Origin of the sequence: Sphingobium ummariense RL-3 (assembly GCF_000447205.1) — a bacterium.
In the GTDB taxonomy this organism is placed as follows: domain Bacteria; phylum Pseudomonadota; class Alphaproteobacteria; order Sphingomonadales; family Sphingomonadaceae; genus Sphingobium; species Sphingobium ummariense.
The window spans coordinates 23,380-37,882 of record NZ_AUWY01000070.1 but is presented as its reverse complement, the minus strand read 5'-3'; the positions used below and the strand labels follow the sequence as shown (position 1 = coordinate 37,882).

Sequence of the window (14,503 nt, the reverse complement as noted above, 5' to 3'; positions counted from 1 at the left end):
AAAGGCGGCGGCGGACGCCAGCGCCGCCTGCACCGGCCGCGGCCTCGAAAGGTCCGATATGCCCAGCTCGTCGCGGGCATGGGCGGCGAGCGCATCGGCCGCCATCAGCTGGTGCGCCACCTGCCCCGCCAGATCGGCGGAAAGGCCGCGTTCCACATAGATATCGCGCAGTTCCTCCCACTCCGCCTGCGGCTGCTGGGCCAGCGCCTTGCGCTCCTTGGCCAGGTCCGCCCGCTCGGTCTCCGACTGCGCGCTGACCGACACATATTCGCCCGCCGCCATCGACATCGCGCCCGCCACCAGCGCGGCGGCGCCGGTCAGCAGGATCGACCCGGCCTCCGCGCCCGAGGCGGCGATGCCCGCCATCAGGCTGGCGGTCGACACGATCCCGTCATTGGCCCCCAGCACCGCCGCGCGCAGCCAGCCCGTCCGATTCACATAATGGACGGCATGATGGGAGCGCGGAGGTGAGACCTGTCCCGCCGGCCCGCTCACTGCCCCATCCCTTCCGCCTTTTCCGCCAGTTCCAGCCAGCGTTCCTCGGCCGCGTCCTTTTCCCCGCGCGCCTTCTCGATCGCCGCCGTCAGCGCCGCGAACCGCGTGGGATCGCGGGTGTAGAGCGCCGGATCGGCCAGCGCCTCCTCATGCCCTGCGATCGCCGCCTCCAGTTCCTCGATCCGCTTGGGCAGCAGGTCCAGGTCGCGCTGGTCCTTGTAGCTGAGCTTGGCCGAAACCGGCCGGGGCGGCGCCGGCGCGGCCGCCGCCTTCTTCTCGGCGCGCGGCGCGCTTTTCGGGTTGCGCTTCGCCACCCAGTCGGCATAGCCGCCGACGATCACGTCGACCGTGCCGGACCCGTCGAGCCCCAGCGTCACCGTCACCGTCCGGTCCAGGAAGTCGCGGTCGTGGCTGACGATCAGCACCGTGCCGTCATAGTCGGCGATCACCTCCTGCAGCAGGTCCAGCGTCTCCAGGTCCAGGTCGTTGGTCGGCTCGTCCAGCACCAGCAGGTTGGATTCCCGCGCAAATTCCCGCGCGAACAGCAGCCGCGAGCGTTCCCCGCCGGACAGCGTGCCGATCTTCGCCTCCGCCAGCGACGGGTCGAACAGGAAGTCCTTCAGGTATCCGTGCACATGCTTGCGCACGCCCCGGACGTCGATCCAGTCGCCCCCTTCCGCCAGCACGTCGCGCACCGACTTGTCGGCCTGCATCAGGCTGCGCTGCTGGTCGATGAAGATCATGTCCAGCGTCCGCGCCAGCGTCACCGTGCCGCTGTCGGGTTCCAGCTCGCCGGTCAGCAGCTTCAGCAGCGTGGTCTTGCCCGCGCCATTACCGCCGACGATGCCGATCCGGTCGCCGCGCTGGATGCGCAGGGACAGGTCGCGGATGATGGCCCGCTCGCCGAAATTCTTGGTCACATGCTCGGCGGCGATGACGCTCTTGGTCTTGCTGTCGTCGGCGGCGACGGCGATCTTCGCCACGCCCTGCGGCCCGACCATGGCGGCGCGCTGGGCGCGCATCTCCCACAGCTTGGACAGCCGCCCCTGGTTGCGCTTGCGCCGCGCGGTGACGCCGCGCTCCAGCCAGTGCGCCTCGATCTTCAGCTTCGCGTCCAGCTTCTCGGCGGCGCGCGCCTCCTCGGCATAGACCGCTTCCATCCAGTCCTCGAACCCGCCGAAGCCGATCTCGTTGCGGCGCATCGCGCCCCGGTCCAGCCACAGCGTCTGCCGCGTCAGCCGGGTCAGGAAGGCGCGGTCGTGGCTGATCACGATGAAGGCGCCGGAATAGCGCCCCAGCCAGCCTTCCAGCCAGTCGATCGCGGAAATGTCCAGATGGTTGGTCGGCTCGTCCAGCAGCAGCAGGTCGGGCTCGCTCGCCAGCGCGCGGGCGATCGCGGCGCGGCGCCGCTCGCCGCCCGACGCGGTCGCCGCCTCGCGCGACAGGTCGGTGCCCAGCTGGCTGGCGATCGCCTCCACCTCATGCGCGGGCGGCGCATATTGCCCCGCCAGCGCGAAATCGCGCAGCGTGGCGAAGCCCGAAACGTCGGGGTCCTGCTCCAGCAGGATGACGCGCGCGCCCGGCCGCACCGATCGCGTGCCCTCGTCCGCCTCGATCCGCCCGGCCAGCAGCTTCAGCAGCGTCGTCTTGCCCGCGCCGTTGCGCCCGATCAGCGCCAGCCGGTCGCGCTCGCCCACGAACACGTCGAGATGCCGGAACAGCCAGTGCGTGCCCTGCGAAAGGCCGAGATTTTCGAAGGAAAGAATGGGAGCCGCCATGCCGGTGCAGCTAGGGCCTCCCGCGCGGCAGGGCAAGGGGCAGCGAGACTTGCCAAGCCCAAGGCGCAGCCAGTCGCAGCGGGGTGGGCACGTCCAGCCTCTCCTTCAGGGAACCCGAACCTGTCTGACGGCTTTCACCGCGCATCAGCGTCCGTTCATCGCAGCCGTCACAAAAGGGCTGCACAGGTTCCCAGAGGAGAATGAACCCATGAAATCCGCTTTCGCCCTGATGGCGCTCGGCGCCGCCGCGCTGCCGGTCGCAGCCGTCGCCCAGACCAGCGTCACCATCGCCGAAACCGCGCCGGTAGTGACGCTCAATGTCACCGAGACCGTGGAGGCCGCGCCCGACATGGCGATCGTCGGCACCGGCGTCCAGACCCGCGCGATGAGCGCGGAGCAGGCGATGCGCGACAATGCGACGAAGACGCAGAGCCTCATCGCCACGCTGGAAAAGGCCGGCATCGCCAAGAAGGACGTGCAGACCAGCGGCATCAACCTGAACGCCCAATATGACTACAACAACCGCGACGGCCAGCCATCGGGGCCGCGCTTCATCGGCTATGAGGCGTCGAACCAGCTGTCGGTCAAGCTGCGCGACATCAAGCAGGTCGGCCCGCTGCTCGACGCACTGGTGAAGGCGGGCGCGACCAACATCAACGGCCCCAGCTTCTCGATCGCCGATCCCTCGCCGATGCTGGCGCAGGCCCGCGCGACCGCGCTCAAGTCGGCGAAGGCGCAGGCGGATTTCTACGCCCAGGCGGCCGGCTACCGCTCGGCCCGGCTGGTCTCGATCAGCGAAAGCAACAGCGGCGGCATGCCCCCCATGCCGATGGTCCAGGCCCGCTTCAAGGCCGACTCCATCGCCGCCGACCCCACCCCGGTCGAACCCGGCCAGGTCAGCTCGCAAGTCACCCTGACCGTGCAATACGCGCTGGAACGCTAAGTCGCTCCCGCAAATGCCATCCTCCCCTGACAGGGGAGGTGGCAGGCGCGAAGCGCCTGACGGAGGGGTGTCGCGTCCCTATTTCTCCTCTGAAATCGCCGCATCGAACTGTGCGATGACCAACTCGATCGTCTCACGAATACGAGAATACTTAAGTTGGAAAAACTCCCGGCTCTTGTTGACCCGATAATCCTTCAAAAGTTCATGGATGCGATGTTCGACCATACGCGGTGACCGAACTACCCAGTATTGAACAACATTGAAAATGTCGGGCTGCCCACTTGTGCTGCCAAGCTGTAGCGCGCGCTCGTCCGGCGTTTTGGTGGTATAGCCAATCTTGTACACGTCTCGACCGTGGGACGCGTTTCTTAGCACATAGACATAGCCCATTGGATCCGTTTCACTTGCGGTTTCGATCGTTGAAGGCCGGTCGAAAGGCTCTGAGTTGCCCCTGCCTCCTTCATACCAAGAATTCTGGCTCGTCACCCAGGTTTTGCCCTGTACGGAGTGACCAACCTTATCTTTGCCCTCACTGCCAAGACCGAGCGTCTTCCAGTGACCGGTCGTCTCGATTTTGAGATTTGAGGGGCGTATCTCGTAACGCCCGCCAAGCTCAGGCCCGAGATCAAGCAGGGTGTTTACGACAACAAAGCGAGGCGATTCGGAAACCGGGAGAATGCTCGCGAGACGTGCATCCCGACCCTGGGGCTCCAAACGTAGCTGTGTAGGGTGACGCTCAAGTGATACGTCATCGCCTTCCATTAGATACAAGCAGCTCGGGGTCGCAAACATCAATTCGAACAGAGGGACAAACTCATCGATCTTCGACAGGTAGTTTTCGATCATGTTCTCAGGTGCGCTACGCGCCTGGATCATCCATTCCAGATCTTGAGGGTTGTCAGTTATAACGTGGAACACGTCTCTCGTTTCTTCCAGGACATACCTAGATTGCACTTTTCCATCTTTCGGATTGACCCGGGTTAGCAGAATTACGGGAGTATATCCTTCGTCTCCAAACAGCGGTTCGTCGGAGAGGTCCATCTCCTGCCCTTCTTGGCCGAGAAACTCCTTCCCAGGATATATATCGACTTCGCGCATCTTTTCTTTTCTTGATGTCGGATTAGGATTGGCCCGACCGAAAACACCCATGAAGGCGACCTCATCTCCTTCTAGGCAGAACGCTGATCCGCAGAACACAAATTCTTCAGCACCGGGAATTTTGAACTCCGCGTGCCCCCCAAGCATGTTAATTTCGTAGATCGTTAACTCATCCATCAGTGAAATAGCAGAAACAACACTAGTATCCATTTTTGGATCAGTGATGTGATCGAGAAGCCTCCCAAACGTAATCACGTTCTCTTGTTGTGGCAGGAACTTCAGCACCATTACTTTCTCGTCGAGATCTAAGAAAGCATTTATCGTATTAAACGATGTAGGCATGTGAATACCTTGCCCGCCAAATATCCTTCCATTATATTCCTGCGTGAAATGGCGGAGATACCGATCCACATAAAGTCCAGACCCCCCCGAGCGCTGTACGGCGGCTATGGCGTTAGCTCTCTTCCAATAATTGTTCATGATCTTTTTTTGTTTATCATTCAGCTTGCGACGTGATATAGCGTCATACACCGATCGCATCGCCAGGCTGTCTTCACGGACGTGCACGCTTAAGCCGAATTTTCTTATTCGCTGTTGCCGTGCGCGAAATTTGTCCGATCGCTCCATCTGTTGCCCCCTCGCCACTTCCAGACCATAGCACGATCAATTCGTCTGCCCTTCAGACAAGGAACCTTCGATTTAAGGACCTTTTCACTGAAGGCATGTCACCCCTCGAAAATCTGCGGTTCGATACATCGTGCCCAGAAGGTAAAATATTTCGCCTTCCGTTCTCACCCCGTGTCAGCCATTCGCCCTGTCGAAAGCTATCGCTTACAGTTTTAAACCTAAACCCCCCCTACCCCTCCACCACCAGCACCTCCTCCAGGAAATCCAAAAACGCCCTGATCCGCGCCGCCGCGCGATCCTCCGGCACGTAGAGCGCGTGGATGTCCTCGCCGTCGCCGGCATCATAGTCCGCCAGCACCTCGACCAGCCGCCCCTCGCGCAGGTCCTGCGCGACATGGAACCGGCCGTGCCGCGCGATGCCGCAGCCGGCGACGGCCATCTGCCGCACCACCTCGCCCGAATTGCCGAAGAAGGCGCCCGGCACCGGCCGCTGCACCACCCGGCCGCCGATCCGGAACGGCCAGCTGTCCACCGACCGGCGGAAGCTGAAGCGCAGGCAGTCGTGCCCGTCCAGATCGTCGGGCGTGCGCGGCGTCCCCCGCCGCGCCAGATAGTCCGGGCTCGCCACCAGCGCCATCCGGCTGTGCCCCAGCTTCTTCGCCCGCAGCCGCGTGTCGCGCAGCGGCCCGATGCGGATGGCGACGTCCGCCCGCTCCTCCACCAGGTCGACGATCGTGTCGGACAGCGCCAGGTCCACCGTCACCGCCGGATGGCGCTCGCGGAAGCGCGGCAGGATCGGGATCAGGCAATGCGCGCCGAAGGAGGGCGAGGCATTGATCCGCAGCAGCCCGCGCGGCCCCTGCCCCCTTTCGCCCAGGCCGTTCTCGACCTCGATCATGTCGGCCAGGATCGCGCTCATCCGGTCGCGATAGGCCACGCCCTCGCGGGTCAGCGCCAGCGAGCGGGTCGTGCGCCGCAGCAGCGCGACGCCCAGCCGCTGCTCCAGCCGCGCGATCGAGCGGCTGACGGCGGAGGGGGTCAGCCGTAGCGCCTTGGCCGCCGCCGCGAAGCTGCCCTCCACCGCCACCATCAGGAAGGTCTCGATATCGCCGAACCGGTTATCCATGATTTCGATTCACTTCTGAAGTGATGAAATGCAGTCTAATCATCAATCGCGGAAAGTCTATCTTATGACCGCCTCGCTCACCGCCTTTGAAGGAAAACCGTTATGGATCTGAAACTTGCGGGCAAGACCGCCCTCGTCACCGGATCGACCGCCGGCATCGGCCTCGCCATCGCCGGCCGCCTCGCCCAGGAAGGGGCGGAGGTCGTCATCATGGGCCGCAACCAGCAGAAGCTGGACCAGGCCGCCGACGCCCTCGGGCAGCTCGGCAAGGTCCGCCCGGTCCTCGCCGACCCCGCCACGGCGGAGGGCGCCGCGACCCTGATCGCCGCCGTCCCCGACACCGACATCCTCGTCAACAATCTCGGCATCTACGAAGCCAAGCCCTTTACGCAGATCAGCGACGCCGACTGGCATCATTTCTTCGAGGTCAACGTCGTCAGCGGCGCCCGCCTCGCCCGCCATTACTTCCCCCGCATGCTGGAAAAGGACTGGGGCCGCATCATCTTCATCGCCAGCGAAAGCGCGCTGGTGATCCCCGGTGAGATGATCCACTACGGCATGACCAAGACCGCCCAGCTCGCCATCGCCCGGGGCCTGGCCGAACAGACCCGGGGCACCGGCGTCACCGTCAACTCGGTGCTGCCGGGACCGACCCGGTCGGAAGGGATCGTCGACTTCATCCGCTCGGTCGTCGACAACAAGGACGCGCCCGAAGCCGAGCGCGAGGCGCGCTTCTTCGAGACCATGCGCCCCCTCTCGCTGATCCGCCGCCTGATCGAGGCGGACGAGATCGGCTCGATGGTCGCCTATCTGGCGAGCCCGCTCGCCGCCGTCACCAACGGCGCGGCGATCCGGGCGGAAGGCGGCATCGTCCCCACCATTGCCTGATCCCGGCGCCTGGCCCGGTCCCTGCCGCGTGGCGGGAAGTGGCCCTGTCGCTCGTCCTTGATCCTGCTAGGATGACGCGATGAACGACACGGACTGCCTCCCCCTCGCGCCGGACCGGATCGACGCCGCCCTAGCCGCGGACGGCTTCGCCCGCATCGACGGCGCCGCCCTGTTCGACCTGCTGGACATCGGCGAGGCCGACTGGGCCGCCTTCGCCGCGAGCTGGAACGATCTCGGTCCCGATCGCTACATGGCCGACGGCGGCCGCTACCGCCGCCGCCGCCACGCCGCCTTCCGCTGCGAAGGCGGCCATTTCGTCCGCAAGCCGCACCAGCCCCATTATCAGAGCCGCGACTACAACCCGCTCAACGGCGACGTGCAGCGCTGGTTCGATCCGGCCGAGCAGGCGACGATCGACAACCCCGTGCTGCAATCGGTGTTCGCCTTCTGCGCCGAACGGTTCGATCCCACCTCGGCGGGGCGCTGGCATGTCGAGCTGCACCAGTTCCGCATCGAGGCGCGCCCCGGCGAGGAAGGCCGCCCGACACCCGAGGGCATGCACCGCGACGGCGTCGACCGTGTGTTCGTGATGCTGGTCGATCGCCGCAACGTCCGGGAGGGCGTCACCCGCATCGGCGCGCCCGACGGCACGCCGCTCGGCGAGTTCCTGCTGGCGGAGCCGGGAGACGCGGTGCTGGTCGACGACCACCGCATCCTCCACGGCGTCACGGCGGTCCACCCCGTCGATACCGCCCGCCCCGCCTGGCGCGACGCGCTGGTGGTGACCTTCGTCGCGGAGGACTAGCCCCGCGCCGGGCTACTTCAGCAGCACCAGCTCCTCCGCCATGCTCGGGTGCAGCGCGACCGTGTCGTCGAACTGCTGCTTGGTCAGGCCCGCCTTCACCGCGACGGCGGCCGCCTGCAATATCTCCGGCGCGTCCGGCCCGATCATGTGCAGCCCGACCACCTTGTTGGTCGTCGCATCGACGATCATCTTGTAGAGCGCCCGCTCGTCCCGCCCGGCCAGCACATTCTTCATCGGCCGGAAATCCGACGTATAGATCTTCACCGTCCCCAGCTTGTTGCGCGCTTGCGCCTCGGTCAGGCCCACGCCCGCCAGCGGAGGATGGCTGAACACGGCGGACGGGATACAGCTGTAGTCGATGGTGCGCGGATTGCCGCCGAACACCGTGTCGGCAAAGGCATGGCCTTCGCGGATCGCCACGGGGGTCAGCTGCATCCGATTGGTGACGTCGCCCACCGCATAGATGCTCTCGCAGCTGGTGCGGCTATAGTCGTCGACCTTGATCGCGCCCTTCTCGTCCAGCTCGACGCCGGCGCTCTCCAGCCCCAGATTGTCGCTATGCGGCCGCCGCCCGGTCGCGAACAGGACGACGTCGGCCGCCACCGGATCGCCGCTCTTGAACCGGACGCACATCGTCCCGTCCTCATTCTTCTCGATCCGCTCCATCTCCGCGTTGAAGCGGAAATTGATGCCCTTCATCATCGAGATCTGGAGCAGCCGGTCGCGGATCTGCTCGTCATAGCCGCGCAGCATCTCGTTGGTCCGGTTGACCAGCGTTACATGGCTGCCGAACTGGTGGAAGATGCCGGCGAACTCATTGGCGATGTAGCCGCCGCCGACGATCACGATCCGGCCGGGGCATTTGTCCAGGTGGAACACCTCGTTGGACGTGATGCCATGCTCCGCACCCTCGATGTCGGGGACGACCGGCCAGGCGCCGGTGGCGACCAGGATAACCTTGGCCGACACCTCGCGCCCGCTCGCCAGCCGCACCGAATGCGGCCCGGTGATCGTCGCCCGCTCGCCAATCATCTCGACATGATGGTTGTCCAGCGTGTTGCGGTAGAGCCCTTCCAGCCGGTCGACGTCGGCCAGCACATTGTCGCGCAGGGTCGCCCATTCGAACCCGCAATCGGGGACGTTCCAGCCGAATCGGCGCGCGTCCTTCAGGTCCTCGGCGAAATGGGCGCCATAGACCAGGAACTTCTTGGGCACGCAGCCCCGGATGACGCAGGTGCCGCCGACCCGATATTCCTCCGCCACCGCGACCTTCGCGCCATGCGCCGCCGCGACCCGGCTGGCGCGCACGCCGCCCGATCCCGCGCCGATCACGAAAAGGTCGAAATCATACTCGCTCATGCCTGCCTCCGCTGGGGTGGAGCGGGATATGGCGGCTGGCACGGCGAGTTACAAACGGGATTTTGTCCGTTCGGGCTGAGCGAAGTCGAAGCCCTCGCCTGAGCGAAGCGAAGGCTTCACTACGTTCAGCCGGGCCCTTCGACTTCGCTCAGGGCGAACGGATGTTACTCCCCCAGCGCCAGCCCGATCAGCGCCATGGTCGACGGATCGAACCCCTTGGGCCCTTCCGCCTCGATCGACTTGGCGATTTCCTTGCCCAGCTCGACACCGAACTGGTCGAACGGATTGATGCCCAGCAGCACGGCGTTGGCAAAGGTGCGATGCTCGTAGAAGGCGATCAGCGCGCCCAAGGCCTCGGGCGTCACATCGTCCAGCAGGATGGTGGTCGACGGCCGGTTTCCCGGATAGGCCCGCGCCGGATCGGACGGGTTCTCCTTGCCCCGCAGCAGCGCTGCCCCCTGCGCGAAGCAGTTGACCAGCAGGGCGCGATGATGCGCCGGGTCCAGCGTGTGGCCCGGCTCGATCGAGGCGATGAACTCGACCGGGGTCAGCACCGTGCCCTGGTGCAGCAATTGGAACACCGCATGCTGCGCGTCGGTGCCCACGCCGCCCCAGGTGATCGGCGCGGTCGGCCCGTCGACCGGCTCGCCGTCGCGGGTCACGCTCTTGCCGTTGCTCTCCATCTCCAGCTGCTGGAGGTAGGAAGGCAGCAGCTTCAGCCGCTCGTCATAGGCGAACAGCGCCCGCGTCTCGCAGCCGGCGATCCGCGTATAATATTGGTCGACGAAGGCCGCGATCAGCGGCGCGTTCTCCTTGGGGTCGGACAGGCGGAAATGGCGGTCCATCGCCGCCGCGCCCTCCAACAGGCTCTCGAACGCGTCCCAGCCCAGCGCCAGCGCGGCGGGGAAGCCGATCGACGACCAGAGCGAATAGCGGCCGCCCACGCTCTCGGCGAAGGGCAGGATGCGGGTCTCGTCCACTCCCCAAGCGATCGCCTTGTCGGGCGAGGCGGTCAGCGCGATCACCTTGCCATAGGGGTCCTCGACCCCCGCCTCGACCATCCAGTTGATCGCACTCGCGGCGTTCAGCATCGTCTCGGTGGTGGTGAAGGTCTTGGAGGCGACGGCGATCAGGGTCGCATGCGGATCGAAGTCGCGGATCGCCCGCTCCAGCGCCGTGCCGTCGACATTGGAGACGATCGCGACGTCGTAGCGCAGATTGTCTCCGCCCAGCGCATCGACGATCAGGTCCGGTCCCAGCGCGGACCCGCCGATGCCGATATGCAGGATATGGCGGATCGGCCCCAGCGCCTCCGCCTCGATCGCGTCGATCAGCGCCCGCATCCGCGCGTGCAGCGCCTTGGCCCGCGCGACGCTGTCCGGATTGCCCTCGCCCCGCTCGGCCGGATGCTCGGCGGCGCGGCCCTCGGTGTTGTTTACCGGCTCGCCGGCGAACAGCGCGTCCCGCCGCGCGGCAAAGCCCTGCTCCTCCGCCAGCGCCAGGAAACCCGACAGCAGGTCGTCGGTCATATGGGTCTTGGACCAGTCGAAGCGGATCGGCCCTTGCGTGAGGACCAGCTTCGACAGGCGGTCGGGATCGGCGGTGAAGATGCTCTTCAGGTCGGCTTGCGGCAGTGCGGCGATGGCCGCCAGGGAATCCGGCTGTGCAGGACTGGTCATGCGGAAAATCCTTCTATGACATTGGTCGAGATCGACGCTGCACCGGTCGATTCGTCCTTTGCTTAGACAGGTCAGGCCTGCATTGCACCCCTACCATGCTTGACGCGGCCTTTATGACGCCGCAAAAGCCGCGACGGCTCCTTTTCGGGGCAAACCGAAGGATGAAATGACAGCCGGCATGAGTGCAAAGAAATCGGAAACGCGGGACTTCCTCTGGTTTCTCGCAAAGCTGGCGATCTTCGTCTTCGTCCTGCGCAGCTTCATCGTCTCGCCCTTCAACATCCCCTCGGAATCGATGCAGCCGCGCCTCCTGATCGGCGACTATCTGCTGGTCGCCAAATGGCCCTATGGCTATTCGCGCTACTCCCTGCCCTTCGGCGTGCCGCTGATCCCCGGCCGCATCTTCGCCTCCACGCCCCAGCGCGGCGACGTGGTGGTGTTCAAGGCGCCGCCCAGTCAGAAGAACGACTATATCAAGCGGGTGATCGGCCTGCCCGGCGACATGATCTCCGTGCGCGGCGGCACCGTCTATCTGAACGGCCAGGCGATCCCGAAGCAGAAGGTCGCCGACTTCGTGATCCCGGTGACGCCCAACATGGTCGCCGCGGCGGAGAAGGAAGGCAGCGCCTCCCCCTGCTATCGCCCGCAGTTCGAGGAAGCCGCGCCAGGCGGCGGCCGCCAGTGCCGCTACCCGCAGTTCCGCGAAACCCTGCCCGGAGGCCGGAGCTACAACGTCCTCGATCTCGTGCCCGACGGTGCGGCTGACGATCGCGACACGGTGATGGTGCCCGAAGGTCATCTCTTCATGATGGGCGACAATCGCGACCGCAGCGCCGACAGCCGCTTCCCAGCGGTGGAAGGCGGCGGCATCGGCCTCGTTCCGGAAGAGAATCTCGTGGGCAAGGCGCTGATCTCCGTTTTCTCGACCGACGGCAGCGCGAACTGGCTGCTGCCCTGGACCTGGTTCACCGCAGCCCGCTGGAGCCGCATCGGGGAAGGCTTTTGACGAAACCCGACACGGCGGGCTGGCTGGAAGGGCTGATCGGCCGTGCGCCACGCCGGCGCGATCGCTTCACCCAGGCGCTTACCCATGGCAGCGCCCAGGCTGTCAATTATGAGCGGCTCGAATTTCTGGGCGACCGCATCCTTGGCCTGCTGGTCGCCGAGTGGCTCTACGATCGCTTCCCCGACGAGCCGGAGGGCAAGCTTTCCCGCCGCTTCAATGCGCTGGTTTCCGGCGAGACCTGCGCGGAGATCGCGCGCGGCGCGGGCGTTCCCGCCCACCTGATCCTCGGCAAGCAGGCGCGCGACGACGGCGCGGCCGACAGCGACAATGTGCTCGGCGACGTCATGGAAGCGCTGATCGGCGCGCTCTATCTGGAAGGCGGGCTGGAGGAGGCGCGCGCGCTCGTCCGCCGCCTCTGGGGCGACCGCGTGGACACCCAGGGCAGCGCGCCCAAGCACCCCAAGTCCGCGCTCCAGGAATGGGCCGCGGCAAACCGCCGCAAGCCGCCGGAATATGCGCTGGCCGACCGCTCCGGCCCGCACCACGCGCTGCGCTTCACCGTCACCGTCTCGATCAAGGGCGCGGGCGAGGCCAGCGCCACGGGCGGATCGAAGCAGGAAGCGGAAACGGCGGCGGCCAAAGCGCTGCTGGAGAAGCTGGCGGGTTAAGCCCGCTTCCTATGCGGATATAAAGACCCTAAACATGATAGTCATCCCGGGCTTGACCCGGGATCCCGCTTTTCTTGCCACCCGGACGGAGCAGAAGCGGGATCCCGGCTTTCGCCGGGATGACGGCGTGGCGATAACGCGAACGGAGTATATTTTGGACGAATCCCCTTCATCCCAGCATTGCGGCGTCGTCGCCATCGTCGGCGCGCCCAATGCCGGCAAGTCCACGCTGGTCAACGCGTTGGTGGGGCAGAAGGTGGCGATCACCAGCCCCAAGGCGCAGACCACCCGCACCCGCGTGATGGGCGTCGCGATCGAGGGCGATGCGCAGATCGTGCTGGTAGACACGCCCGGCATCTTCGCGCCCAAGCGCCGGCTGGACCGGGCGATGGTGCAGGCCGCCTGGGGCGGCGCGCAGGGCGCCGACCTCATCGCGCTGATCGTCGACGGCAAGGCGGGCCTCGGTCCCAAGATGGAACCGATCATCGCCGCGCTCAAGGCACGCCCCGAACGCAAGTGGCTGATCCTCAACAAGGTCGACATCGCCATCAAGGAGAAGCTGCTGGTCCACACCCAGCGCCTCTATGAAGAGATCGATTTCGCAGAGACCTTCTTCGTCTCCGCCGCGACCGGCGACGGCCTCGCCGAACTCAAGTCCGCCTTCGCGAAGGCCATGCCGGAAGGCCCCTGGCACTTCCCGGAGGACCAGGTCTCCGACGCCACCGACCGCATGCTCGCGGCAGAGATCACCCGCGAACAGCTCTACCACCAACTCCACGCCGAACTGCCCTATGCCGCCGCGGTCGATACCGAGCAGTATAAGGAGCGCGAGGACGGGTCGGTCGAGATCCACCAGCAGATCCTGGTCGCTCGCCCGACCCAGCGCGCCATCGTGCTGGGCAAGGGCGGCCAGCGCCTCAAGGAGATCGGCTCCAAGGCCCGCGCCGAGCTGGCGACGCTCCTGGGCTGCAAGGTCCACCTCTACCTGCACGTCAAGGTGAAGGAGGATTGGGAGGACGACCGCTTCATCTACCGCGATATCGGCCTCGACTGGGTGGACTGACCAGGTGCCCAAACCGAGAATCCCGCTCAGGGCGAACGGCCTTATGGCGGGACTCGCTAAGCCGCCACCGGCTCCCCCGCCCCGCCCCGCAGCAGCGCCGCGTCCCGCGCGGGGGGATTGCCGAACATCCGCGCATATTCGCGGCTGAACTGCGACGCGCTTTCATAGCCCACCCGATAGGCGGTGGCGGCGGCGTCCGCATGGGCGACCAGCAGGCGGCGGGCCTCCTGCAGGCGCAGCGCCTTCTGATATTGCAGCGGGCTCATCGCCGTCGCCGCCTTGAAATGGCGGTGGAAGGACGCGACGCTCATCCCCGCAATCTCCGCCAGCGCCTCGACCCGCAGCGTCGCCGTGAAATGGGCGCGGATCCAGCCGATCGCGGCGCGGATGCGCGACAGGCGGCTGTCGGCCAGCGCCGCCTGCCGCACCATCGCGCCCTGCGGCCCCTGCAGCAGCCGGTAAAGGATCTCCCTTTCTATCAGCGGCCCCATGATGCCGGCCTCGCCCGGCCGGTCGAACAGCGTCAGCAGCCGCAGCCACGCTTCCAGCAGCTCCGGCGTCATTGGGCTGACGGCAAAGCCTGCCGTCTCGCCCTGTCCCCGGTCCGGCACCTCGCACAGCAGCTCGGCCAGCACCTCGCGGTTCAGCGCCATGCTGGCCGCGATATAGGGCTGGTCCACCGACGCATCGAGAATACAGCCCTGGGCCGGCAGCTCGACCGTGGCGACGAGGTAGCTCGCCGGATCGTAGCGCAGCACCTGGTCGCCAAACATCACCCGCTTGGCGCCCTGCAGCACGACGCAGACCATCGGCTCATAAAGGCCGGGTGACGGCACTGTCGGCGCGCGCGACATATAAACCCCCACGCGCGGGCCGCTGCCAGGCAGCAGGCTCCCTTCGTGGCGGGAGGCGATGGCGCACATGGTGTCGAGCTGATCCTGCATGGCGCCAAGATCGGCCATCGCCCG

Annotated in this window: 13 protein-coding genes; 6 read left to right on the top strand and 7 right to left on the bottom strand. The window is 66.0% G+C overall.

From position 1 onward, the window contains the following. Both M529_RS33705 and M529_RS33700 read right to left on the bottom strand, forming a co-directional pair. Nucleotides 1-495 (bottom strand): VIT1/CCC1 transporter family protein (locus M529_RS33705; RefSeq protein ID WP_021317642.1); only part of this gene is annotated, 495 nt, incomplete at its 3' end. Next, nucleotides 492-2,273, bottom strand: a complete 1,782-nt coding sequence (locus M529_RS33700; RefSeq protein ID WP_021317641.1) for an ABC-F family ATP-binding cassette domain-containing protein — start codon at nt 2,271-2,273, stop codon at nt 492-494. The genes M529_RS33705 and M529_RS33700, both read right to left, overlap by 4 nt. Before the next feature lie 208 nt (nt 2,274-2,481). Between M529_RS33700 and M529_RS33695 the strand changes: the two genes are divergently transcribed. Beyond that, entirely contained in the window at nt 2,482-3,216 is a 735-nt protein-coding gene (locus M529_RS33695) for an SIMPL domain-containing protein (protein ID WP_021317640.1), read from the top strand. A 78-nt stretch (nt 3,217-3,294) separates the two neighbouring features. Here the strand turns inward: M529_RS33695 and M529_RS47730 are convergent, their stop codons facing one another. Both M529_RS47730 and M529_RS33690 read right to left on the bottom strand, forming a co-directional pair. Continuing rightward, entirely contained in the window at nt 3,295-4,941 is a 1,647-nt protein-coding gene (locus M529_RS47730) for a GIY-YIG nuclease family protein (RefSeq protein WP_152522574.1), read from the bottom strand. A 229-nt stretch (nt 4,942-5,170) separates the two neighbouring features. Then, on the bottom strand, nt 5,171-6,067 hold the full coding sequence (locus M529_RS33690) for a LysR family transcriptional regulator (RefSeq protein ID WP_021317638.1): 897 nt from the start codon (nt 6,065-6,067) through the stop codon (nt 5,171-5,173). A 102-nt stretch (nt 6,068-6,169) separates the two neighbouring features. On the opposite strand from M529_RS33690, the gene M529_RS33685 reads away from it, so the two are divergent. Both M529_RS33685 and M529_RS33680 read left to right on the top strand, forming a co-directional pair. Next, nucleotides 6,170-6,955, top strand: coding sequence for an SDR family NAD(P)-dependent oxidoreductase (locus M529_RS33685; RefSeq protein ID WP_021317637.1), 786 nt, complete (start codon nt 6,170-6,172; stop codon nt 6,953-6,955). A 79-nt stretch (nt 6,956-7,034) separates the two neighbouring features. Continuing rightward, entirely contained in the window at nt 7,035-7,760 is a 726-nt protein-coding gene (locus M529_RS33680) for a 2OG-Fe dioxygenase family protein (protein ID WP_021317636.1), read from the top strand. A 12-nt stretch (nt 7,761-7,772) separates the two neighbouring features. Here the strand turns inward: M529_RS33680 and gor are convergent, their stop codons facing one another. Continuing rightward, nucleotides 7,773-9,119 (bottom strand): glutathione-disulfide reductase, encoded by a 1,347-nt coding sequence (gene gor, locus M529_RS33675; protein ID WP_021317635.1) that lies wholly within the window; start codon nt 9,117-9,119, stop codon nt 7,773-7,775. A 164-nt stretch (nt 9,120-9,283) separates the two neighbouring features. After that, the gene (gene pgi, locus M529_RS33670) at nt 9,284-10,798 is read right to left on the bottom strand and encodes a glucose-6-phosphate isomerase (protein WP_021317634.1); all 1,515 of its coding nucleotides are present in this window, start codon (nt 10,796-10,798) and stop codon (nt 9,284-9,286) included. A 178-nt stretch (nt 10,799-10,976) separates the two neighbouring features. Between pgi and lepB the strand changes: the two genes are divergently transcribed. The 3 genes from lepB (at nt 10,977) to era (ending at nt 13,535) form a co-directional block, all read left to right on the top strand. After that, entirely contained in the window at nt 10,977-11,804 is an 828-nt protein-coding gene (gene lepB, locus M529_RS33665; protein ID WP_021317633.1) for a signal peptidase I, read from the top strand. After that, complete coding sequence (rnc, locus tag M529_RS33660) at nt 11,801-12,472, top strand: ribonuclease III (protein WP_021317632.1); 672 nt, start codon at nt 11,801-11,803, stop codon at nt 12,470-12,472. The genes lepB and rnc overlap by 4 nt, the downstream gene beginning before the upstream one ends. Nucleotides 12,473-12,626: 154 nt before the next feature. Beyond that, complete coding sequence (gene era / locus M529_RS33655) at nt 12,627-13,535, top strand: GTPase Era (protein WP_031294883.1); 909 nt, start codon at nt 12,627-12,629, stop codon at nt 13,533-13,535. Nucleotides 13,536-13,591: 56 nt separating this feature from the next. Here the strand turns inward: era and M529_RS33650 are convergent, their stop codons facing one another. After that, entirely contained in the window at nt 13,592-14,497 is a 906-nt protein-coding gene (locus M529_RS33650) for an AraC family transcriptional regulator (protein ID WP_021317630.1), read from the bottom strand. Between the last annotated feature and the right edge of the window lie 6 nt (nt 14,498-14,503).

Excerpts from the sequence above, each read along its gene's own strand:
- pgi (WP_021317634.1), bottom strand. The coding sequence starts at position 10,798 with ATGACCAGTCCTGCACAGCCGGATTCCCTGGCGGCCATCGCCGCACTG.
- M529_RS47730 (WP_152522574.1), bottom strand. The coding sequence starts at position 4,941 with ATGGAGCGATCGGACAAATTTCGCGCACGGCAACAGCGAATAAGAAAA.
- M529_RS33650 (WP_021317630.1), bottom strand. The coding sequence starts at position 14,497 with ATGGCCGATCTTGGCGCCATGCAGGATCAGCTCGACACCATGTGCGCC.
- M529_RS33690 (WP_021317638.1), bottom strand. The coding sequence starts at position 6,067 with ATGGATAACCGGTTCGGCGATATCGAGACCTTCCTGATGGTGGCGGTG.
- M529_RS33700 (WP_021317641.1), bottom strand. The coding sequence starts at position 2,273 with ATGGCGGCTCCCATTCTTTCCTTCGAAAATCTCGGCCTTTCGCAGGGC.
- M529_RS33685 (WP_021317637.1), top strand. The coding sequence starts at position 6,170 with ATGGATCTGAAACTTGCGGGCAAGACCGCCCTCGTCACCGGATCGACC.
- gor (WP_021317635.1), bottom strand. The coding sequence starts at position 9,119 with ATGAGCGAGTATGATTTCGACCTTTTCGTGATCGGCGCGGGATCGGGC.
- M529_RS33680 (WP_021317636.1), top strand. The coding sequence starts at position 7,035 with ATGAACGACACGGACTGCCTCCCCCTCGCGCCGGACCGGATCGACGCC.
- M529_RS33695 (WP_021317640.1), top strand. The coding sequence starts at position 2,482 with ATGAAATCCGCTTTCGCCCTGATGGCGCTCGGCGCCGCCGCGCTGCCG.
- lepB (WP_021317633.1), top strand. The coding sequence starts at position 10,977 with ATGAGTGCAAAGAAATCGGAAACGCGGGACTTCCTCTGGTTTCTCGCA.